The sequence below is a fragment of the Rhodococcus sp. H-CA8f genome, assembly GCF_002501585.1.
GTDB classification, from domain to species: domain Bacteria; phylum Actinomycetota; class Actinomycetes; order Mycobacteriales; family Mycobacteriaceae; genus Rhodococcus_F; species Rhodococcus_F erythropolis.
On the sequence record NZ_CP023720.1, the window covers coordinates 3,981,940 to 4,003,120 of the forward strand.

At 63.4% G+C, this 21,181-nt stretch carries 22 protein-coding genes; 6 read left to right on the forward strand and 16 right to left on the reverse strand.

All coding sequences use genetic code 11. The features are described 5' to 3' along the window. The first annotated feature begins 2 nt into the window (after window positions 1-2). Complete coding sequence (locus CPI83_RS18550; protein ID WP_097387539.1) at window positions 3-563, forward strand: NUDIX domain-containing protein; 561 nt, start codon at window positions 3-5, stop codon at window positions 561-563. Here the strand turns inward: CPI83_RS18550 and CPI83_RS18555 are convergent. The 4 genes from CPI83_RS18555 to rfbD are packed head-to-tail and all read right to left on the reverse strand — an operon-like array spanning window position 554 to window position 4,233. Continuing rightward, complete coding sequence (locus CPI83_RS18555; protein ID WP_019747767.1) at window positions 554-1,324, reverse strand: SGNH/GDSL hydrolase family protein; 771 nt, start codon at window positions 1,322-1,324, stop codon at window positions 554-556. The genes CPI83_RS18550 and CPI83_RS18555 overlap by 10 nt on opposite strands. A 32-nt stretch (window positions 1,325-1,356) precedes the next feature. Continuing rightward, complete coding sequence (locus CPI83_RS18560) at window positions 1,357-2,439, reverse strand: NDP-sugar synthase (RefSeq protein WP_019747766.1); 1,083 nt, start codon at window positions 2,437-2,439, stop codon at window positions 1,357-1,359. Then, window positions 2,436-3,350 (reverse strand): glycosyltransferase family 2 protein, encoded by a 915-nt coding sequence (locus tag CPI83_RS18565; protein WP_019747765.1) that lies wholly within the window; start codon window positions 3,348-3,350, stop codon window positions 2,436-2,438. The genes CPI83_RS18560 and CPI83_RS18565 overlap by 4 nt, the downstream gene beginning before the upstream one ends. Window positions 3,351-3,393: 43 nt before the next feature. Further along, window positions 3,394-4,233 carry a dTDP-4-dehydrorhamnose reductase gene (rfbD, locus tag CPI83_RS18570; protein ID WP_019747764.1) on the reverse strand — a complete coding sequence of 280 codons (840 nt, stop codon included), beginning with the start codon at window positions 4,231-4,233 and terminating at the stop codon, window positions 3,394-3,396. Between the two features lie 114 nt (window positions 4,234-4,347). Here rfbD and CPI83_RS18575 point away from each other — a divergent pair, with 114 nt between their 5' ends. Then, the gene (locus CPI83_RS18575) at window positions 4,348-5,832 is read left to right on the forward strand and encodes an LCP family protein (RefSeq protein WP_097388210.1); all 1,485 of its coding nucleotides are present in this window, start codon (window positions 4,348-4,350) and stop codon (window positions 5,830-5,832) included. 21 nt (window positions 5,833-5,853) lie between these two features. Next, window positions 5,854-6,567, forward strand: coding sequence for a TIGR03089 family protein (locus CPI83_RS18580; protein ID WP_020969208.1), 714 nt, complete (start codon window positions 5,854-5,856; stop codon window positions 6,565-6,567). A 3-nt stretch (window positions 6,568-6,570) separates the two neighbouring features. Here the strand turns inward: CPI83_RS18580 and CPI83_RS18585 are convergent, their stop codons facing one another. The 7 genes from CPI83_RS18585 to CPI83_RS18615 all read right to left on the reverse strand — a co-directional run bounded on the left by CPI83_RS18585 (window position 6,571) and on the right by CPI83_RS18615 (window position 14,050). Continuing rightward, window positions 6,571-9,021, reverse strand: a complete 2,451-nt coding sequence (locus CPI83_RS18585; RefSeq protein ID WP_097387540.1) for an ABC transporter permease — start codon at window positions 9,019-9,021, stop codon at window positions 6,571-6,573. Further along, window positions 9,018-9,815 carry an ABC transporter ATP-binding protein gene (locus CPI83_RS18590; RefSeq protein ID WP_070796168.1) on the reverse strand — a complete coding sequence of 266 codons (798 nt, stop codon included), beginning with the start codon at window positions 9,813-9,815 and terminating at the stop codon, window positions 9,018-9,020. Before CPI83_RS18590 ends, CPI83_RS18585 begins: the two co-directional genes overlap by 4 nt. Window positions 9,816-9,949: 134 nt before the next feature. Continuing rightward, window positions 9,950-10,642 carry a response regulator transcription factor gene (locus CPI83_RS18595; protein ID WP_019747759.1) on the reverse strand — a complete coding sequence of 231 codons (693 nt, stop codon included), beginning with the start codon at window positions 10,640-10,642 and terminating at the stop codon, window positions 9,950-9,952. A 35-nt stretch (window positions 10,643-10,677) separates the two neighbouring features. Then, window positions 10,678-11,865: a sensor histidine kinase gene (locus CPI83_RS18600; protein WP_019747758.1), complete on the reverse strand. Its 1,188-nt coding sequence runs from the start codon at window positions 11,863-11,865 to the stop codon at window positions 10,678-10,680. Window positions 11,866-11,900: 35 nt separating this feature from the next. Then, window positions 11,901-12,278, reverse strand: a complete 378-nt coding sequence (locus tag CPI83_RS18605; RefSeq protein ID WP_019747757.1) for a hypothetical protein — start codon at window positions 12,276-12,278, stop codon at window positions 11,901-11,903. 7 nt (window positions 12,279-12,285) lie between these two features. Next, on the reverse strand, window positions 12,286-12,798 hold the full coding sequence (purE, locus tag CPI83_RS18610; protein ID WP_019747756.1) for a 5-(carboxyamino)imidazole ribonucleotide mutase: 513 nt from the start codon (window positions 12,796-12,798) through the stop codon (window positions 12,286-12,288). Further along, entirely contained in the window at window positions 12,782-14,050 is a 1,269-nt protein-coding gene (locus CPI83_RS18615) for a 5-(carboxyamino)imidazole ribonucleotide synthase (protein WP_019747755.1), read from the reverse strand. Before CPI83_RS18615 ends, purE begins: the two co-directional genes overlap by 17 nt. A 122-nt stretch (window positions 14,051-14,172) precedes the next feature. Between CPI83_RS18615 and CPI83_RS18620 the strand changes: the two genes are divergently transcribed. Continuing rightward, the gene (locus tag CPI83_RS18620) at window positions 14,173-14,790 is read left to right on the forward strand and encodes a GtrA family protein (RefSeq protein ID WP_021332550.1); all 618 of its coding nucleotides are present in this window, start codon (window positions 14,173-14,175) and stop codon (window positions 14,788-14,790) included. A gap of 26 nt (window positions 14,791-14,816) precedes the next feature. Here the strand turns inward: CPI83_RS18620 and CPI83_RS18625 are convergent, their stop codons facing one another. The 5 genes from CPI83_RS18625 to CPI83_RS18645 form a co-directional block, all read right to left on the reverse strand. Further along, the gene (locus CPI83_RS18625; protein WP_019747754.1) at window positions 14,817-16,139 is read right to left on the reverse strand and encodes a HAMP domain-containing sensor histidine kinase; all 1,323 of its coding nucleotides are present in this window, start codon (window positions 16,137-16,139) and stop codon (window positions 14,817-14,819) included. A 26-nt stretch (window positions 16,140-16,165) separates the two neighbouring features. After that, the gene (locus CPI83_RS18630) at window positions 16,166-16,846 is read right to left on the reverse strand and encodes a response regulator transcription factor (protein WP_003940916.1); all 681 of its coding nucleotides are present in this window, start codon (window positions 16,844-16,846) and stop codon (window positions 16,166-16,168) included. Between the two features lie 37 nt (window positions 16,847-16,883). Then, on the reverse strand, window positions 16,884-17,450 hold the full coding sequence (locus CPI83_RS18635; RefSeq protein WP_021343702.1) for a PH domain-containing protein: 567 nt from the start codon (window positions 17,448-17,450) through the stop codon (window positions 16,884-16,886). Window positions 17,451-17,524: 74 nt separating this feature from the next. Continuing rightward, window positions 17,525-18,100, reverse strand: a complete 576-nt coding sequence (locus tag CPI83_RS18640) for a DUF308 domain-containing protein (protein WP_003941007.1) — start codon at window positions 18,098-18,100, stop codon at window positions 17,525-17,527. A gap of 118 nt (window positions 18,101-18,218) precedes the next feature. Further along, window positions 18,219-19,073: a biotin--[acetyl-CoA-carboxylase] ligase gene (locus CPI83_RS18645; protein ID WP_020907080.1), complete on the reverse strand. Its 855-nt coding sequence runs from the start codon at window positions 19,071-19,073 to the stop codon at window positions 18,219-18,221. A 115-nt stretch (window positions 19,074-19,188) separates the two neighbouring features. Here CPI83_RS18645 and CPI83_RS18650 point away from each other — a divergent pair, with 115 nt between their 5' ends. Both CPI83_RS18650 and CPI83_RS18655 read left to right on the forward strand, forming a co-directional pair. Continuing rightward, a complete protein-coding gene (locus tag CPI83_RS18650) occupies window positions 19,189-20,829 on the forward strand; it encodes an acyl-CoA carboxylase subunit beta (RefSeq protein WP_003940853.1) in 1,641 nt (546 codons plus the stop codon). After that, window positions 20,826-21,167, forward strand: coding sequence for an acyl-CoA carboxylase subunit epsilon (locus CPI83_RS18655; protein WP_019747751.1), 342 nt, complete (start codon window positions 20,826-20,828; stop codon window positions 21,165-21,167). The genes CPI83_RS18650 and CPI83_RS18655 overlap by 4 nt, the downstream gene beginning before the upstream one ends. Window positions 21,168-21,181 lie beyond the last annotated feature (14 nt).

The following is a 21,181-nucleotide window of genomic DNA, read 5'->3' on the forward strand; positions in this document are numbered from 1 at the left end:
TCATGTCAGCCGAATCGCTGCACGCCTCCGCCAAGGGCGTCCTGGAGGGCTGGTCGACGTCTTCCGAAGCGGACGAGTCACTGCGGCACACGATGCTCGCGTTCCTCGATTCGGCTCCGGACGGCTGCCTTCGTCGCCATGCCCCGGGACACATCACCGCGTCGTCTCTGGTTCTCGACGAGAGTGGCTGCCACGTCTTACTGACCCTGCATCCCAAGGTGGGCAGGTGGATTCAGCTCGGAGGTCACTGCGAGCCCAACGACGAGACGGTAGTCGATGCGGCATTGCGGGAGGCTCGTGAGGAGTCCGGAATTCACGACGTTCGGATAGACGCGGACCTACTCTCCGCCCACACACATCCGATCACGTGCTCACTCGGGGTCCCGACCAGACATCTCGATCTACGGTTTCTTGTTGTGGCGCCGGACAATTCACATATCGTCCGCAGCGCGGAGTCCACCGACCTCCGGTGGTGGCCGGTGGACGCGCTACCGCCGACTGCCGAACGCGAGACCATCGACCACCTGGTAGCGCTCGCCCGTCAGCGCAAGAATCAGGACTGAATCGGAGACAGCTCGGGTTGCTTGGCGCTCACGCCGTCGCCCGAAGATGTTCCCTTCACGCGCCGAGCTACCCACGGCACCAAGAACTCTCGCGCCCATTGACGATCCTCGCGACGAGTTTCCGCTTTCGTGAGAACCGGCGCAGGCCCGAGGTCGGGCGCGATCAATCCGTGTTCGACGCCCAGTACGTCGAGCACCCGCGTCGCCATGTTCTCGTGCCCGGCGGGCGACATGTGGAGGCGATCCCAGTCCCACATCCGTAGGTCCTGATATTCGGAGAATCGCCAGAAGTCGACGAGGGTCGCGCCGTGGCGGTCCGCTACCTCGCGAACAAGCTCGTTGTAAATCGCCAGGCGTCCGCGGAGCTTGCCGAAGAAGGCGGACCATCCGGTGTCGTATGCGGTGAACATGAGAACCTGCGCACCGGAAGCAGTGAGCTGGCCGATTGCCGAATCGTAGCGGGCGACCATCGCGTCGATGTCGAGCTTCGGACGCATCATGTCGTTTCCGCCGGCGTAGATGGTCACCAGATCGGGCTTCAACGCCAGAGCGGGTTCCAACTGCTCGTCGATGATCGGTCCGAGTAGGCGACCACGAATCGCCAGGTTGGCGTAGCGGAACTCGGGGTTGTTCACCGCCAGCTGCTCGGCCACTCGGTCTGCCCACCCGCGCAGACCGTTGGGGAATCGTTCGTCGGCGTCGCCGACGCCCTCGGTGAACGAGTCACCGAGGGCAACGTAACGGCTCGGAAGAGAAGTCATACCCGCCAGTATTCCAGTAGGTCAGCTAACGATCACACATCTGTGCTGAAGCGCACGCCACCGTCCGGCAGCGTCACCCCCGGCCACACACGTGCGCCGCGCAACAATTCGCACCGCGCACCGATGTCCGCGCCGTCTCCGATGACGGCGTCGCGGACCAGTGCTCGTGGTCCGATACGGACGCCGAATCCGAGGATCGATCGTTCGACTACCGCACCGGCTTCCACAACGGCGCCGTCGAAGAGAATCGCACCGTCGAGGCGCGCGCCTGCGCCGACTTCTGCGCCACGGCCGACAACCGTGCCGCCGATCAGGACGGCGCCAGGCGCAATTCCCGCCCCGGGGTGAACGAGCGACTCGCCGCGCGGACCTTCGAGAGCCGGCGAAGGCGCGATGCCTCGCACCAGGTCGGCGGAACCGCGAACGAAGTCCTCGGGGGTTCCCATGTCACGCCAGTACGACGAGTCGACGTGGCCGAACACCCGCTTGCCCTCGGCCAGGAGATTCGGGAACACCTCGCGCTCGACCGATACCGGTCGTCCCTCCGGGATCTGCTCGATGATCTCGCGCTTGAAGACGTAGCAGCCGGCGTTGATCTGATCCGTCGGCGGATCCTGGGTCTTCTCCAGGAATGCCGAGACTCGTCCGTCCTCGTCGGTCGGAACACAACCGAATGCACGCGGGTCTCCCACACGAACCAGGTGAAGGGTCACGTCGGCGTCCGTCTTCTCGTGGGTCTCGAGAATGGCGTTCAGGTCGGTGCCACCGAGCACGTCACCGTTGAACACCATGACGTTGTCGCCGCGCAACTTCGGGAGTACGTTGCGGATTCCGCCACCGGTGCCCAGCGGCTCGGTCTCGAAGACGTAGTCGATCTCGAGCCCCATCTTGGAGCCGTCGCCGAAGTAGTCCTCGAATACCTCTGCCTTGAAAGATGTTCCGAGCACCACGTGCTTGATACCGGCAGCCTCGATCCTGGCAAGTAGATGCGTCAGGAACGGAAGGCCGGCGGTCGGAAGCATCGGCTTGGGCGCCGACAGCGTCAACGGACGCAGCCGAGTGCCCTTGCCGCCTACCAGGATTACGGCGTCGGTCGGATTCGGATCGGACATCATTTTCCCCCGTGGTTCGAAACTGATGGGTTGTCGGTCGAGTCGTCGGTGCGAGCGCGCTCGCGAACAGCAGAAGCTACGGCGATCTTGGACCGCACGGCGAGGCCACCGCGCAAGGCAAGTCGCAGCGGAGCCTGCCACCAGTGCGGATGACGATCAGCCTGGAACTGGTATGCGCTGCGATGATGAGCGGGCAGCATCAGTTCCGGATGCCGGCCTGCCGCATGGCCTTTGGCATGGGTCACGACAGCGGAGGGAACAAAGACATTGAGCCACCCGGCTTTTCCGAGGCGATCACCGAAATCGACGTCCTCCATGTACATGAAGTATCGCGAGTCGAACCCGGAGATGGCGTCGAAGGCATCACGTCGGACCAACAGGCACGACCCGGAAAGCCAACCGACGGAGCGCTCGGTGACGGCCTCGTTCTCCTGACGGTAACGGGCAGTCCACGGGTTCTTCGGCCACACGGTGCCGAGCAATGCGTGCCCGACGCCCGAGGTGATGTCGGGCACCGTTCGTGCCGACGGATAGACGCTGCCGTCCGGTTCGAGGACCTTCGGCCCCAGTGCACCGGCCCTTGGCCACCGATTTGCCGCAGCGACCAATTCGTCGAGTGAACCGGGTGCCCATTGGACGTCAGGATTGGAAATCACGACAAATTCGATCGACGAATCGATCTCCGCCACAGCCCGATTTATCGCTCCGCCGTAGCCGATGTTTCCCCCTGTACGAAGCAGACGAACATGCTCGTACTTGGCATCCGCCGCCTCCGGCGCACCATCGGTCGACCCGTTGTCGGCCATGATGACCTGGGGTTTTTCTGTCGTCGCCGCGGCGAGCGTGCTCAAGAAATTCTCGAGATGCTCGCCTGGGGAGTACGTCACCGTTACCACGGCCAGCTTGGGACTCACGCCGGTCAGCCTAGCCGCCCACGGGCACTGCCCCGAACAATGCTCACGCCAGAGCGGCGTGCAGAGCCTCTCGCCACGGACGCAGCGGCGTCATTCCCGCGGTAACCCACGCGCGCTCGGACAAAACCGAATATGCCGGGCGGGGCGCAGGGCGCACGAAGTCCGCGCTGCTGCACGGGCGCACCCGCGCCGGGTCTGCTCCGATCTCCTCGAACACCGCTCGCGCCAACTCGTACCAACTGGCTTGCCCGCCGTTGGTCAGGTGGAACGTCGACGCACCCGTGAAGTCCCGCAGCGCGAGTTCGACGATGCCGCCGGCCAGATCGACGCTGTACGTGGGTGACCCGATCTGGTCGTCCACGACGTTCACGAATTCTCGTTCGGCTTCGAGCCTGCGCATCGTGGCGACAAAATCCGTACCGCCACCCGAATACACCCACGCGGTACGGACAACGGCCACGTCGGCGCCCGACTCTCGTACTGCGATCTCGCCGTCCAGCTTGGTTCGGCCGTAGACCGTCGCGGGACCGGTCGGTGCATCGACGTCGTATGGAGTGCTCGCGTCACCCGGAAAGACGTAGTCCGTCGAAACGTGGATCAACCGCGAACCGGCCCGCGCACACGCTCGCGCGAGATTCAGCGGTCCGATCTCGTTGACCGCCCTCGCTGCCTCCTGGTCGGTCTCGGCGGCGTCGACCGCCGTGTACGCAGCGCAGTTGATCAGCACCGAATCGGGCGAGACGAAGTCGTCGACCGCACGGCTGTCTGTGATGTCGAGCTCGCGGGAACCGACGGCCGTCACAGTGTGACCCGCCGACGTTGCGAGAGCATCGATACGTGTTCCGAGCTGCCCTCGGGCGCCGGTGAGCAGGATATTCGTCACATGGTTGAGTCTGGCACGCCGCGTCGAGGTACCCGCGGCCGAGCATCGGACCAGTAACCTGAAGGGGTGTCCCACCAGCAACCGCAGCGCCGCGCGCGTCCACGACCTGCGCCGATTCGGACCAAGACGAGCCCGGCTCGCATAGCGGTCGCGGTGCTCTCCGTGCTCGTACTGCTGGTCACCGGGTTCGCATGGCGAGGTGTGGACTCGTTGAGAAACAGCCTTGCCACTGCAAGCGGACTCGGCCTCGGTGGGGGCAAGGACGGAGCCATCGACATTCTGATGGTGGGAACCGACAGTCGCACCGACGCACACGGCAACCCGCTCTCACAAAGCGAGCTCGACTCGTTGCGCGCTGGTGAGGAAGTTGCGTCCAACACCGACACCATCATCTTGATCCGCGTCCCCAACGACGGAAGTTCGGCAACCGCGATCTCGATTCCCCGAGACGCGTACGTCAACGTCCCCGGTATCGGTATGTCGAAGATCAACGCCGCGTTCGGTGCCACCAAGGAAACCGAGCGACTGAAGTTGGTCAACAACGGGTCGTCCGACAGCGACGCAGACAAGAAGTCGACGGAAGCCGGCCGGACCGCGCTCATCGGAGCGGTAGGAAATCTGACCGGCATCACCGTCGATCACTACGCCGAAGTCGGTCTACTCGGATTCGTCCTGCTGACCAACGCAGTGGGCGGAGTCGACGTCTGCCTCAACGCGCCAGTCGACGAACCGATGTCCGGAGCCAACTTCGCAGCCGGGAAACAGACACTCGACGGCGCCGACGCGCTGAGCTTCGTGCGACAACGACACGACCTTCCTCGCGGCGACCTGGACCGGATCGTGCGCCAGCAGGTGTTCATGGCGTCCCTCGTCAGTAAGGTACTCAGCGCAAAAACCCTCAGTGACCCGGGCAAGCTCAGTCAATTGACCTCGGCCGTTCAGCGTTCCGTCGTCATCGACGACGACTGGGACATCATCGAATTCGCCAAGCAGTTGCAGAATCTGGCCGGCGGAAAGGTGCAATTCGAGACCATTCCCGTTCTCGACATCAACGGCATGACCGATTACGGCGAGTCCATCGTCAAGGTCGATCCCAAGGCCGTCAAGAAGTACATCGCCGGATTGGTCGGCGCCGACAGCGAGGACTCGGAAGAGACCTCCGAGGCACCGACCACCGTGAATGCATCCTCGATCACGGTCGACGTCGCTAATGCCAGTGACGTCGCGGGGTTGGCCAGCGGGGTTTCCGAGGCATTGAGTGTCCTCGGGTACAAGCAGGGACAGGTCGGCAACAACACCGGCTCCGACGTCTCCGAATCGACGGTGTTCGCAAAGTCCGCGGACGACGACGCTGCACTCGCGGTGGCCGAGGCACTCGGCGGTCTGACGGTCAAGGCGGATTCGTCATTGTCCTCGGGCAAGGTTCGGGTTGTCATTGCCGAGGACTACAGCGGACCGCAATCCGCGGACGCGGTATCCCCGTCCGAAGGCGCGACAAGCACGACTGAATCGGCGAGCACCACCGAGACCAGTCCCACCCCTGCCCCTCCCGGTCCGCCGATCGACGCAGCCTCCAACGGCCCGCGCTGTGTCAACTGAACGGCTGCGTAAGCTGATTACGTGCCTTCGCCTGTAGACAACCTGACCGACGCCCTCCTCGGACCGATCCTGGCTGCCGACCCGGCCGGCCCTCGCGTGACCTACTACGACGACGCCACCGGCGAGCGCATCGAATTGTCTGCGAGCACTCTGGCCAACTGGGCGGCAAAGACAGCGAACATGGTTCGGGACGAGTTCGCTCTCGAGCCCGGCGGCAAAGTTGCCGTGCTGCTTCCCGCGCACTGGCAGAGCGTCGCCGTCTTGCTGGGTGTGTGGTGGGCAGGCGGTGAGGTCGTCCTCTCCCCCGACGCCGACGCCGAACTGGCTTTTGTCACTGCCGACCGCCTGGACGATGTTGCGGACGTACCGGAAGTAGCCGCACTCTCACTCGACGCGTTCGGCAAAGGTTTGAGCGATCTTCCGCTCGGCGTCGCCGACTACGCAACCTCCATTCGTGTTCACGGCGACCAGTTCCGTAGCGCCGGAGCCGGTTCGGCGCTGGAAGGCCGGTCCGTAGCGGACACGATCGACGCCGCACGGGCATCGGCGAAGAACGTCGAATTGGCGTCGACGGATCGTGTCCTCTCCAGCCGCACGTGGGACACGGCAGACGAATTGATCGACGGGCTTCTGGCCGTTCTCGCCGCGGGCGCCTCACTCGTGCAGGTAGCCCACCCGGACGCGGAAGCTACCGCGCGCCGAGTGGGCACCGAGAAGGTCACGAAGCAGTTCTGAACGCTAGCTCGCGAGAGCTGTCACCGGTGACACCAGCCCCGCCCGCCTAGCGGGGAGCAGTGACGCGATCACACCGCAGATTCCGCCGATCAACACGATGGCTACCAATTGCGCCCACGGCACTGCGCTGAGGGCGACGTCCTCGATCCCGAACACCGAGGCGGTACCGGCTACACCGAACACCATCCCGAACAGCACTCCGATCACCGATGCGACTCCTGCCACCAGCAGTGCTTCCCAGATCAACATGGCTCGAATTCCCTTCTTGGTCAGTCCGAGTGCGCGAAGCAGTCCGGATTCGCGGCGCCGTTCGAGAACGGACAGTGCCATGGTGTTTCCGACGCCGATCAGAGCGATCAACACCGCTACCGACAGCAACCCGGCAACCACCATGAGCATGGTGTCGAGGATCGAATCGAGCGCCGAGCGCATTTCGGTCATTCCTTGAACATCGCTGCCCGGAGCTTCCTGGCGTGCCAGTTCGGTGATGCGGTCGGTGGCAGCGAGCGCCTCTTCGTCGGTGTCCGTCCCCAACCTGACCCAGTAGGAATCGGTGGTCGACGTGGTGGCGGCTGCACCCAGATCGCCTCGATCCAACAGCGCTGGTTGACCTTTCACACCTTCGATCACGCTGACGTTCACGGCACCGCGATCCCCACGCACCGTCGCCGTCTCACCCGCCGAGAGTTTGTATTCGGTCAGGTCAGCGGGCGAGAGCACCAACTGACCGGCCGCGGGTACCGAGATCTCGGTACGCAGAACATCTTTCACCCGAGCAGCGTCGACACCGAACCCGGCCAACGAACCGCGCCCGTCGATCGTCAGTTCGGCCTTGTCCAGACCGCTCACCGCGCCGACGCCGTTGACCGCGGCGATGTCTGTGCCCAACCCTGCGGGAAGCGGTGCCGAACCGGAACTGCTCACCATGACGTCGACGGGGAATTGACTGTCCATCGCCGCGGGTGCGGCTTCCTTGACCGTCGCGATTCCCACGACGAGCGTGCTCGTCAAGGCCACACCGATCAACAGGGCCGTGGCTGTCGCCGAGGTCCGGCGTGGGTTCCGACCGGCGTTGCCTGCTGCCAGGCTTCCCACCGGACCGATCAGTCTCGCCAGCACTCCGCCGGCGGCATTGATCAGCGCGGGCACGATTCGCCCGGACAGTGCTGCGATCCCCAGGAACGAAAAGAGTCCACCGGCAGTCGCCGCCGGCACCTGCTGATTCGTCACTCCCAGGACGGTCATCGCGATGCCCGCGAGCAGTATCACGACGCCCAGAACCCGGCGCACGACCGACACCTGAACGCTCTCGGGCTTGGACTCCATCGGCTGCAGTGCCGCCAGCGGGGAGAGCCTCGTTGCCGCCCGCCCGGGCGCAGATGCAGCGAGCATCGTCATCACGATGCCGACGGCAAGACCGACCAGCACGGTCACCGGGGTGACGCTCAGTGACGAAAGAGGCACCGGCACATCTGCGGCCGTTGCTACGCGACCGATCGCCCAGGCAAGTCCGACACCGAGTCCGACGCCGATCACCGAGGCGATCACGCCGACCGCAGCGGCTTCGCTGCGAATGCTCCGGCGAACCTGTTTGGCTGTGGCGCCGACGCATCGCAGCAACGCGAGTTCCTGAGTGCGCGCGGCGAGCAGAACGGCAAACGTATTGGCGATCACCAGCGCGGCAACAACAACGGCAATGGCACCGAAGGCGAGCAACACCGTGCTGAGGATCTTGGTGCCACCCATGTATTCCGCTGCCGCGTTGTCGGTGGCTTCTTCTCCTGTCAACACGGTGGAGTCCGCGGGCAACGCGCTCGCGATCGAATCCACGAGTTGTTGCTGAGAGCGCGAACCGTCACCGGCGACACGGAACTCACGTTTGGCGCTGTCCCCGGCCCACGCGCTCACCTGCTCGGCGGTGGTGAATATCTTGATCCCGCCCAGTCGTTGCGCCGAACCGGAGAGATCGACCAGTCCGACCACCTGCGCGGTGGGCGCAGCGGCACCGACCGTCGAATCCCTTGCCGTGACAGCGATTCGGGCACCCGTCGGTATCCCGGAGTCCGCGCTCACCAACACCTGCCCCAGACCGGCCGGAAGCGAACCCTCCGACAAGTTCTCCCAACGCAATTCGGGATTGTCGGCGATCGAGAGAGCATCCCCGTAGGACGCGCCCTTTGCCTCGGAGTCGACGCGAACATACGTCGACACGTCGTCGGCGACTGCCGAGACGCCCGGCACCGCACTCAGCAGTGCTTCCGTCACGCCTGGACCGGAGGCGACGACATCCGTGGTTTCGTATTGCGTCGCAAGTGATTTACTCACACTCGCATCGACCGTCGAGCTCAATGTCAAAGTCGCGACGATGTATCCGACTGCGATCACCACGGCGAGTATCGAAGCCACATAGCGCCCGGCATGTGCCCGCGCCTGGGCAAAAGCCAGACCCCTCATCGCAGTGCACCCGAAACTGCAGGAACATCAGCCAGGTCGTCGGCACCGAGTGCTCGCATGGCACCGATCACCGAGTCGACGCTGGGATGGTCGATCTCTCCGGCAATACACCCGTCCGCGATCAACACGACTCGGTCCGCATACGACGCCGCCACCGGATCGTGTGTCACCATGACAACCGTCTGACCGGTCTCCCGAACACTGGTGCGCAAAAGTCCCAAAACCTCGGTCCCGGAACGGGAATCCAAATTTCCGGTGGGTTCGTCGGCAAAGATCACGTCGGGCTGCGGCAGTAGTGCGCGGGCGACAGCTACACGCTGCTGCTGACCACCGGACAACTCGTGCGGCAGGTGGTCGAGGCGCTTCGACAGGCCCAGTTTCCCGATCACCTCGTCCATCCACTCGGGCGAGGGTTCACTACCCGCCAGCTTCATCGGCAGCAGCATGTTCTCCCGAGCAGTGAGCACCGGCAGCAGGTTGAACGCTTGGAAGACGAATCCGATTCGCTCGCGTCGAAGTTCGGTGAGTTCCGTGTCGCCGAGTTTCGTGACTTCGGTGTCGCCCAGGAAAACCTGTCCGCCCGAAACCGTGTCGAGCCCGGCCAGACAGTGCATGAGCGTCGACTTTCCGGAGCCGGACGGGCCCATGATCGCGGTGAACCGCTCACGACCGAAGTCCACGTCGACCCCGCCGAGCGCATGAACCGTGGTCTCACCCGTGCCGTACACCTTGGTGACACCGCGGGCAGTGATCGCCGGCACTGCGGCTGGTTCCGTCGTGGTGTGCGCATGCATTTTTTGCCCTCCGTAAAGCTTCTCGCTATGACGGAATCGACGTTATTGCAGCGCAAGTGGTCTCCGCGTCGGAGCGCGGGGCGATCTTGGAGAGCCCGGTGTCATCCCGGGGTAGGACTGAACAGGGCTGCGCGTCAGCCCTCGGTGCCGAGGAGATCTGCGCGCCGGACAAGTCCGATCTGGAAGGCAAAGACGACGGCCTGCACACGATCACGTGAATGGGTCTTCGAAAGAACCCGTCCGACATGGGTTTTCACTGTCGTTTCGGAGACGTGGAATTTTGCGGCGATCTCCGAATTCGACAGCCCGTACGCCATGGCCTCGAGCACCTCGACCTCGCGCGGTGTCAGCTCTTCGGGCAACTGCGATTCGGGCGCCGAACCTTCCAGGAGAGGTCCGACGTGCTGAAGCAGTCGCCGAGTGGCCCGAGCTTCGATCACCGCGTCCCCGCGATGCACGGTGCGGATGGCGTCGAGCAACTGTTCCGGTGGCACGTCCTTGAGCAGGAAGCCGCTGGCGCCCGCCCTGATTGCCGACATCACGTACTCGTCGTTGTCGAAGGTGGTGAGCACCACGACCTTCGGCGCATCGGGGTCGGCCAGGAGCCGACGGGTCGCCTCGATGCCGTCCATCTTCGGCATCTGGACATCCATCAGGACGACGTCGACATGACGGGCCGCCAACTCGGTCAATGCCTGCTGACCGTCCGAAGCCTCGACCACCACGGACAAATCCGGCTGCGAGTCGATGACCATTCGAAAACCTGCGCGGACCAGCTGCTGATCGTCGATCAGTGCCACTGCGATCGGAGCCACGTGTTCGTCCATGCCACTCACCTTAAGACCTTCAGACGTTTCAAGACCTACCCAGACGTTCGTTCATACGGCAGGACGGCCCGGACACTGTATCCGCCGCCTGATTTCGGCCCGGCGGTTACTTTGCCTCCGTGCAGTTTGGCGCGCTCGGCCATTCCGATCAGTCCCTGTCCGCCTGGTGACGATTCGACCAGCGCGGCGCTGCCGCCTCGTCCGTCGTCGGTGATGCCGAGAACGAGTTCGGTTTCAGCCCACGTCATCTCGACGCTCGCCTGCGCTCCTGGCCCCGCATGTTTGAGAACGTTCGTCAGCGATTCCTGGACGATGCGATAGGCCGTCAACCCCGCACCCGCAGAGAGTTCGCGTGGTTCACCGGTCACACTGACGGCGATGTCGAGTCCGCTGCTGCGTAACTCGTGGAAGAGACTGTCGATATCACCGGCGCCCGGGATCACCGAGAAATCCCGGGGCGTGTCCTCACGCAGGACGGACAGAAGCGATCGCATGTCGGTCAACGCTTGGCGACCGGTGGAGGCAATGGTTTCGAGCGCCTGGATTGCAGCCTGAGGATCCTTGGCCGCGCTGTAGCGTCCGCCGTCAGCCTGAGCGATGACAACGGTCAACGAATGCGCGACGATGTCGTGCATCTCGCGCGCAATCCTCGAGCGTTCGCTGATCGTCGCGATTTCCGCTTCCTGCGCACGCTCGAGTTCGAGCAACCGTGCGCGCTCGGTCAGACCTTCCAATTGTTTGGTGCGAACTCGACGCAAATCACCGAACGCCCAGACCGCGAGCATGAAGATCATGACGGCCACGGACTGCATGACCTGCGAAGACACCGGGATTCCGTCGTAGCCGAAGTATCGAACAGTTCCGGCAATCGAGCCGAGCAACGCGAGCACCAGGCCGGTGAGCGAACTCCACCGAGCGCCATAGGCGGCCAGCGCGTACAGGGAGATGGGCACGACAACGGCCGATGCGAGCAGTGTGTTGCCGATGAAGATCACGTGTAGAACTGCGAACCCTGCGATCACCATGCCGGAGAGTTCGGGGCGTGAGCGTCGCCATGCCAACGGAACGGTCATACCCAGCGAGACGAACACCGCCAGCGGACTCGCCTCGACCGCAACGACAACGCTGAACAGTGCGGCAACCGTCGCAATGCAGATGTCCACACCGCGAGCATGTTCCGCGCTCCAGCGGACGAAGCGTTCACTAGTCGGAAAACGAGCCATGCCGCCAAGAGTAGCTTTTACTCACGAGCTTTCACTCAGGTGCGGTAACCGCCGTCTTCGAGACCGGCCTCGATTTCGAATCGGTTCCGCGGACCGCGATGACGCAACTCCTCACGCAGGTACAGCAGCCCGAATACGATTCCGTACCTGGCCCATTGGTCCGCGTGAACTGCCTCGTGGCGAAGGACGGATCGAGTCGTGTTTCGCCGGGTGAGGTACACACCACCGAGAGTTGTTCCGCCTCTGGCGAACCCGCCGCGCAGCCCGGAAGCGACAAAGATCCCGGACTCGTTGTCGAAGCGGATGTCCGCGCCGAGAATCCCGGCGTAGAACAGCGCGACGCGAGTGACGAATGCGGACTGCGCGCTGCCCCGACTCGCTCGGATCAGCGGCAGCCCACGCCGTGCACACACGAGAAGATCAGCCCAGCAGTTTCTCGCGAAGCGCCTTGTCCTTGTCGAGCACCATCGCCTCGAGGCTCTCCTGGAAAGCCACCATCCGCTGCTGCAGTGCGGGATCCGAAGCGCCGAGGATCCGAGCAGCCAACAGACCGGCGTTGCGAGCGCCGCCGATCGAGACCGTCGCCACCGGGACGCCGGCCGGCATCTGCACGATCGAGAGGAGTGAATCCATACCGTCGAGGTACTTGAGCGGCACCGGAACACCGATGACCGGCAACGGTGTAGCCGAGGCAACCATGCCCGGAAGATGCGCGGCGCCACCGGCACCGGCGATGATGACCTTGATTCCGCGGCCCGCGGCTTCCTTGGCGTAGTCGAGCATCCGCTGAGGCGTGCGATGCGCCGAGACGACACCGACCTCGAAGCGGATACCGAACTCGGCCAGAGCTTCGGCTGCAGCTTCCATGGTCGGCCAATCCGAATCGCTGCCCATGATCAGGCCGACCTGCGCGCTCTCACTCACCGTGTACATCCCATCCGTCGGTCCAAACTGCATACGAAAGCCAATGTGCTGCGCGCTCGGCGCGTTCCCGAACTGCGGCAACGTAATTCGGATCGTCGATGGATCCGGCGCCGCCGACGATGTTGACATGGCCGATCTTGCGATCCTTGCGCTCACCCTTGCCGTACAGGTGGATCTTCGCATCGGGCATCCGCGCGAAGAGGTGATGGACACGCTCGTCCATCGTCATCTCGGGCGCTTCCGGCGCACCCAGAACGTTTGCCATCACCGTGACCGGCGCGATCGGCGAGGTGTCGCCGAGCGGGTAGTCGAGAACGGCACGCAGATGCTGTTCGAACTGAGAGGTGCGTGCGCCGTCCATCGTCCAGTGACCGGAGTTGTGCGGGCGCATTGCCAGCTCGTTGACCACGAGAGTGCCGTCAGTCGTCTCGAAGAGTTCGACGGCCATCGAGCCGACGACACCCAACTCGGAAGCGATGCGTAGCGCCAATTGTTCGGCTTCCTCGGCAACGGCACTCGAAAGGGCGGGGGCAGGTGCGATCACGACGGCGCACTGGCCGTTGCGCTGAACGGTCTCTACGACCGGCCACGTAGCGCCCTGTCCGAACGGCGACCGCGCAACCATGGCAGACAGTTCCCGACGCATCGAGACCATTTCCTCGACGATCAGCGGAACACCCTTGTCCAACTGCTCGGTGACAATGGCTTCTGCTTCGTCCTGATCATCGGTGATCCAGACGCCCCGGCCGTCGTAGCCTCCGCGGGTTGCCTTGATGACAAGCGGCCAACCGTGTTCGGCACCGAAACGCACGACGTCTTCCGCCCACGTCACTTCGGCGTACGCGGGTACAGGTGCGCCCAGTTCGGCAAGTTTGCGACGCATCAGCAATTTGTCCTGAGCGAAGATCAGAGCCTGCGGCGGAGGCTGAACGTTCACGCCTTCGGCAACAAGAACCTCGAGATGTTCGGTCGGCACGTGCTCGTGGTCGAAAGTCAACGCGTTGGAACCGACCGCTGCGCGGCGAAGAGCGTCGAGGTCGGTGTGGCTACCGAGCACGACATCGGGGCTGACCTGAGCTGCCGGCTCGTCCGCAGTCCCGGAGAGCACTCGGAGCGTCTGGCCCAGGGCCACCGCCGCCTGGTGAGTCATCCTGGCCAACTGTCCGCCACCGATCATGGTGACGACGGGCATGGATGCTTTTGCCGGTCGAGGGGTGGTCGGGCGGGCGGGGATCTGCGCGGGATCGTTGTTGCCGGTCACGGCTCTCTATGTTGTCATGTGCCGCGTTCGCCCGTTCATTCAGCGTTCCCAATCTGTGATTCTGCTGATGAATCCGCGGCAAATTGGTGGTAACGCGGTTTCGTTTCGTAAACTCATCTGTTGTGCCATTTGTCGACGGGGTCATTGCCCGCATACCCCAACCGTTTCGTGACATCGCTCTGCGTCACAGCGAGCTGATCAAATTCGCGATCGTCGGCGGAACGACCTTCCTGATCGACTCGGGCATCTTCTACACACTCAAGCTGTCGATCCTCGAATCCAAGCCGATCACGGCCAAGATCATCGCCGGCGTCGTCGCGGTGATCGCGTCGTACATTCTCAACCGCGAGTGGTCGTTCAAGAACCGTGGTGGCCGTGAGCCAGCGCACGAAGCTGCGCTGTTCTTCATCATCAGCGCCATCGGCGTCGTCATCAGCTTCATCCCGCTCTACATCTCCAGTTACGTCTTCAACCTGCGTGTACCCGAAGTCAGCTTGGCGACGGAGAACATCGCCGACTTCATCAGTGCATATGTCATCGGCAACCTGCTGCAGATGGCGTTCCGATTCTGGGCCTTCCGCAAGTTCGTGTTTCCCGACGAGAATCCGGAACCGCTCGAACTGTCCGACACCACAGGATTGTCCGAAACCACAGCGTTATCCGAAACCACAGCGTTATCCGAAACCACGGCGCCTGACCCGGTCATTCCTGATGCCGAAGAGGAGCTCGGGCACTCCTGAGTTTTCCGTCTGCGCGAGCCTTTCGGTCAGCGCGGTTCGCGGTGCGGAACGACGTCCGCGGTCGGCGCAGTGTTGGCCACCGGCAGGAAGACCGCGAACAAGGCAGGCTTACGCCTCTGCAGTTCCAGTCGGCCCCCGTCGGCTTCGATCAGTGCACGTGCGAGCGCCAATCCGACGCCGGTGGACCCGGCCCCCGAAAATCCTCTGTCGAAGATGTGCGGTGCAAGATCGTTCTCCACGCCGGAGCCTTCGTCGGTGACCTCGACGCACACCATCGAGTCACGACGAGACGAACTGCGACCGGTACCGTCGATCAATCGGACAGACACCGTGCACGTACCTTCACCGTGTTCGAACGAATTGTCGACCAGAACGGAAACAGCTTCACGCAGACGCGAACCTGTGGTCGCGGCCATCACCGCGCGATCGCCGCGTAGGCGGAGCCTGCGTCCCTCTCCGTCGAACTGAGCCTGCCAGTCGCGGGTCACCTGTTCCAGCTCGCCGACTACCGACACCAGACTCGCCGATGACCCACTGGTGCGCGACGAGCGAATCAGGTCGTCGATTCCGTCGGTGAGCCTGTCCACTTGCGCCATGGCTTCCTCGGCCTCGTTCACGACGTCAGGATCTTCGTGAACGGACAACTCGTCCAGGCGCAGCCGCACTGCAGTCAGTCGACTGCGCAGTTGATGCGAGACATCCGCGACCAGCGCGCGTTCTCGTTGCAGCCGCACCGAAATCTCCACAGTTGCCGCGTCGAGGACGTCGGACACGCGGTCGAGTTCGGGGATGTCGTGCCGACGAGGATCCGGCCGGAAGTCACCTTCGGCGAGGCGCGCCGCCCGGTCGGCCACATCCTGCAGCGGATCGGCAAGCCGACGTGCAGTGACCACAGCGACCACGGTGCCTGCCGTGATGGACAGAAGCACGAGCACACCGACGGCCATCACCGCTTGCTTCTGCTGGGTGCGCAAGTTCTCCGACGGCACCTCGAGACGCAACGAGCCGGACGTTCCCATCGCGAGCGATTCGACGAGTGCGTTCTTGACCGTCGCCTCACCGACGTCGACGCGTGCAGCGCCGTCGACGACGGTCGGATACACGACGACGAGGCGCCCGTCGTTCGGGGTGAGAACCTTGAGCGAATCGGTGTTCAACGCACCTTCGACGAGCCCGTTCGTCCCCTCTTGCGCGATGACCTCAGCGGCCATCCGGTCGAGTCGCACCCGGAGATCACTTCGCGTCACGTCCTCCACCCAGAGCCACGCCGTGTAGATCAGCGGAACCCCCAGCAGCAACGCCGTCATGATCACGACAGCGAGAATCGACTGCAATATGCGACGCCGCATGCCGGCAGTTCCTGATTCTCGAGAAGTTAGTCGGTGTTGATTCGGAAACCGACACCGCGGACGGTGGCAATTCTGCGTTCCACGGCAGGGCCCTCGTCACCGATCTTGCGGCGCAGCCACGACATGTGCATGTCGAGCGTCTTCGATCCACGAAGCTCGACGTCGCCCCACACCTCACGAAGGATCGTATCGCGCGATACTACTTCCCCGGCATGCTCGAGGAGGACCCGCAGAAGTTCGTATTCCTTGTTGGCCAAGGCGATTTCGGAGCCGTTGACGAGTACGCGTCGTGCCGCGGGCTCGAGCCTGATGCCACCGACCTCGACGATCGTGTCCTCGCGGCCACCGTGGCGACGCAGGAGTGCCCGCACACGTGCCATCAACTCGGCGAGACGAAACGGCTTGCTGACGTAGTCGTCGGCGCCGGCGTCCAACCCGACCACGAAGTCGACTTCGTCGGTCCTGGCGGTCAACATCAGCACGGCGAGCGAGGTGCGATGCGCACGAATCTGTCGACAGACCTCGAGGCCGTCCATGCCCGGAAGGCCGAGATCGAGAATCAACAGATCGAAATCACCTTCGAGCGCCTGCTGCAACGCAGCGGGTCCGGTCGGTTCGACCGTCACCGAATACCCTTCACGCCCCAGTGCGCGGGAGAGGGGTGCAGCAATGGCCTCGTCGTCTTCGGCTAGCAATACGGCAGTCACACGAACAGACTACGGACAACACGCCTTTGCACGTTGATTACCAGCCATTTCGATCGTTCGGGTCGTCGTTTTCACCCGCCGGCCGTTGCGGTGGCTGCGATGGTGGCTGCTGCATGGAATCGAAAACCTGGTGATACAGCAGGGCGTGAACGTGCTCGACGTCAGGAATGTCGTCGAACTCGAGCGGATCGTCACTGGCAGAGGCGATGACCAGAGTTCCGGTCTTGAGCATTCGATCGATCAAGCCGTGGCGGAACTGAACATTGCTGATCCGCCCCATGGGGATGTCGATACCGGTATGCGTGAGCACTCCGTGGCGGATGAGCACTCGCCGATCGGTGACGATGAAGTGCGTGAACTTCCAGACCGTGAACGGTGCAACCGATCGCCAGGCCACGACACCGAGCCAGATGATTCCGATGGCAATGGACGACACGGTGCGAGCCGTGCCGTCCAATCTCGTCTGTGCGAGGCCCAACAAGAACCCGGCGACGGCCGTCGCAAGCACGAACGTCAGCGCCGGAAGCACCAACATCTTCCAATGAGGATGGCGATGCAGTATCAGTTCCTCGTCCTGAGCGAGGGCGTCTTCGGGATATCCCATGACGGGAAGTCTGCCATCCCGCACCGACTTTCAGGCACACCGACTTTCAGGCACACCCACGTTCAGGGCAACGCTCAGGGCTGCGCGATCTTTCGCAGCACCAACGGGGTCACGACGATGATGATGCCGTACAGCACCATCCACACGCCGACCACGATGCGGAAGACGTCGAGCGAGAGTTCGGGCTGCAGAAGGACGATTGCACCCGCGACGATGCTGATGACTCCGAGCACGATCGACAGACCGCGATCGACGGTGTGCCCGGACGCCGCGTCGACCAGATCGAGAACGCCACGGAATACCCACCAGGCACCGATCACCAATGCGATCAGAACCACCGTCTGCAAAGGGCTACGGAGAACAAGGAATCCGAGGAGCACTGCCAACGCGCCGGAGATCGCGACAAGCGTCCGAGTTCCACCCGAAGCCGTCACGTCCGCGAACGAACGGATGATCTGGACGATTCCGAATCCGAACAACTGAATCGCAATTACCACCGCGACCACGAAAAGGGTGGCATCCGGCCATGCGAGTACGGCGATACCCAGGCCCAATGTGAGGACACCGAGCAGCACCGTCACACCGGTGAGTACGCGGCGAGCGCTCTCGGCCGTCTCGGCTTCGGTCGGAACAACGATCGGTGTGGTCATGACGCCCCTAGGCAGCTCAGTAAATCCCGCAGTTAAATGAAATGAAGGACGGACGGTTGGTTCGAAAACCGGCCAGGGCCAAAAATTAGCACTTTGGTGCCAGAAAATCCGGCAAGGCTCACGATTCGGCTACCGGGGCGGCCCGAAGGTGCGTGATATCACCCGCAGCGACCGCAAAGGTCTCCCCATCTGTTCCCTCGATTTCGATGACAACGCGGCCGGAAGTGTCGATGTCGGTCGCGATACCGAACACCTCCTTGTCGCCCGGCAAGACCGCGCGGACTCGTTTGCCCAGCGTCCCGCAACGCTGCCGGTATTCGGCAGCCAACACAGATGTATCCCATTTCGATGATTCCCAAGCACGGAATTGCGTCGCCAACTCACGGGCAATTGCTCGAACGAGGGTGTCGCGGTCGACAGTCGATGCTTCTTCGATGAGGAGTGATGTAGCGGTCGGGACGGGCAGCTCCTCGACACCCAGGCTCACGTTCAACCCGATGCCCACCACCACCGCGGGATCGGGCGCTGTCCTTGCCACCTCGGCCAGAATTCCGGCGACCTTCTTGTCACCGATGAGAACGTCGTTCGGCCACTTGAGTTCTGCGGGCACTTCGGCCACGTTCCGCAGCGCGTCGACGACCGCGATTCCCGACAGTAGCGGGAGCCAACCCATGTCCGTGAGATTCATTCCGGGCATCGACAGCAGAACCGACATCGAGATCTGCGCTTGCGGCGGACTCACCCAAGTGCGCGAATGACGGCCGCGGGCACTCGCCTGATACTCGGCGATCAGAACGTGACGGTCGGCATCCGGATCTGCCGCTCGCGCAAGGAGATCCGCGTTCGTCGAACCGGTCTCCTCGACAACGTCGAGGCGGTTCCAGAAAACGCGCGCGTCGTCGTTGTCACTGCGCACGAGTGCGCGTCGTAGGGCATTGCCGTCGAGGGGCGGGCGGTTCAAGTCGGTCCACATAGCCCCAGCCTATGACGACAGCGAGAATGTACTGGTCAGTAGCTTGAGCCTGCAAGACAGCGACAATCGGACCTGCCTTCGAAGCCCCCCACGCACTCTCGTTAAGCTCACGTCCATGACCACTGTCCAAGAGCCGAACGCGCCGGAGGCGGCGGCCGCACCCGATATCCACACGACCGCGGGAAAGCTCGCGGACCTGCGGAATCGCCAAGCCCAGGCGCAGGCACCGAGCGGCGAAGCCGCCATCGACAAGGTGCACGCCAAAGGCAAGCTGACCGCCCGCGAGCGCATCACCGCCCTCCTCGACGAGGGCTCCTTCGTCGAACTCGACGCACTGGCACGGCACCGAAGTGTGAACTTCGGTCTCGCTGACAACCGCCCGGTCGGCGACGGCGTCGTCACCGGTTACGGCACCATCGACGGCCGCGACGTCTGTGTCTTCTCACAGGACGCCACCGTTTTCGGCGGATCGCTCGGCGAAATCTACGGTGAGAAGATCGTCAAGGTCATGGACCTCGCGATCCGCACCGGTCGCCCCCTCGTCGGCATCAACGAAGGTGCAGGCGCGCGCATTCAGGAAGGCGTCGTCTCGCTCGGCCTTTACGGCGAGATCTTCCACCGCAACGTCCAGGCCTCGGGTGTCATCCCCCAGATCTCACTGATCATGGGACCCGCCGCCGGCGGCCACGTCTACTCCCCCGCACTGACCGACTTCGTCGTGATGGTCGACGAGACTTCCCAGATGTTCGTCACCGGCCCCGACGTCATCAAGACAGTCACCGGCGAAGACGTCACGATGGAAGACCTCGGTGGTGCTCGCACCCACATGGTCAAGTCCGGAGTCGCCCACTACGTCGCTTCCGGCGAGCAGGATGCCCTCGACTACGTCAAGGACCTGCTCAGCTACCTGCCGTCCAACAACCAGGCAGCAGCTCCCCGCGGCGAGATCACCGACCCGATCGTCGGTTCGATCGAAGACAGCCTGACCGCTGAGGACATCGAACTCGACACCCTCATCCCGGATTCGGCCAACCAGCCGTACGACATGCACGAGGTCATCCGTCGCATCCTCGACGACGACGAGTTCCTCGAGGTCCAGGCCGAGCGCGCGATGAACATCATCGTCGGTTTCGGTCGCGTCGACGGCCGCTCGGTCGGCATCGTCGCCAACCAGCCCACCCAGTTCGCGGGCTGCCTCGACATCGACGCCTCGGAGAAGGCCGCACGCTTCGTGCGTACCTGCGACGCGTTCAACGTCCCGATCATCACCCTCGTCGACGTTCCCGGTTTCCTCCCCGGAACCGAGCAGGAATACAACGGCATCATCCGTCGCGGCGCGAAGCTCCTCTACGCGTACGGCGAAGCAACGGTCGGCAAGATCACGGTCATCACCCGCAAGGCTTACGGCGGAGCGTACGACGTCATGGGCTCCAAGCACATGGGCGCCGACGTGAACCTGGCATGGCCGACCGCTCAGATCGCCGTCATGGGTGCATCCGGAGCTGTCGGATTCGTCTACCGCAAGCAGCTTCTCGAAGCCGCGAAGAACGGCGAAGACGTCGATGCATTGCGCCTCAAGCTGCAGAACGAGTACGAGGACACCCTCGTCAACCCGTACGTCGCCGCTGAGCGCGGATACGTCGACGCTGTCATTCCTCCGTCGCACACCCGCGGACAAATCGTTTCCGCGTTGCGACTGCTCGAGCGCAAGGCCGTTTCCCTTCCGCCCAAGAAGCATGGGAACATTCCCCTATGACCGCAACCACCGAGGACATTCTCAGCGAAGATGTCGCACTGGCGGAGACTGCACCGACCAACGGTGCGGTCGTCGAGGGAAGCGCGACGGACGCTTCGCTCACGGAGCTGACCGAGACGTCGACCTCCGACGCGTCGGTCATCAAGATCGTCAAGGGTTCGCCCACCGACGTCGAGATCGCGGCACTGGTAAGCGTGCTTGCCGCGGCTGCCGGCAGCGGTCAGGCTCCCGAGTCGAATGTTCCCGCGGAGACCTGGGGCGATCCGACTCAGTTCCACCGCACGCGTGCGCCGTTCTCGCCGTACGCGTACCTGAACCCCGCGATCCGTCGCAGCTGACGATCACTTGCTGA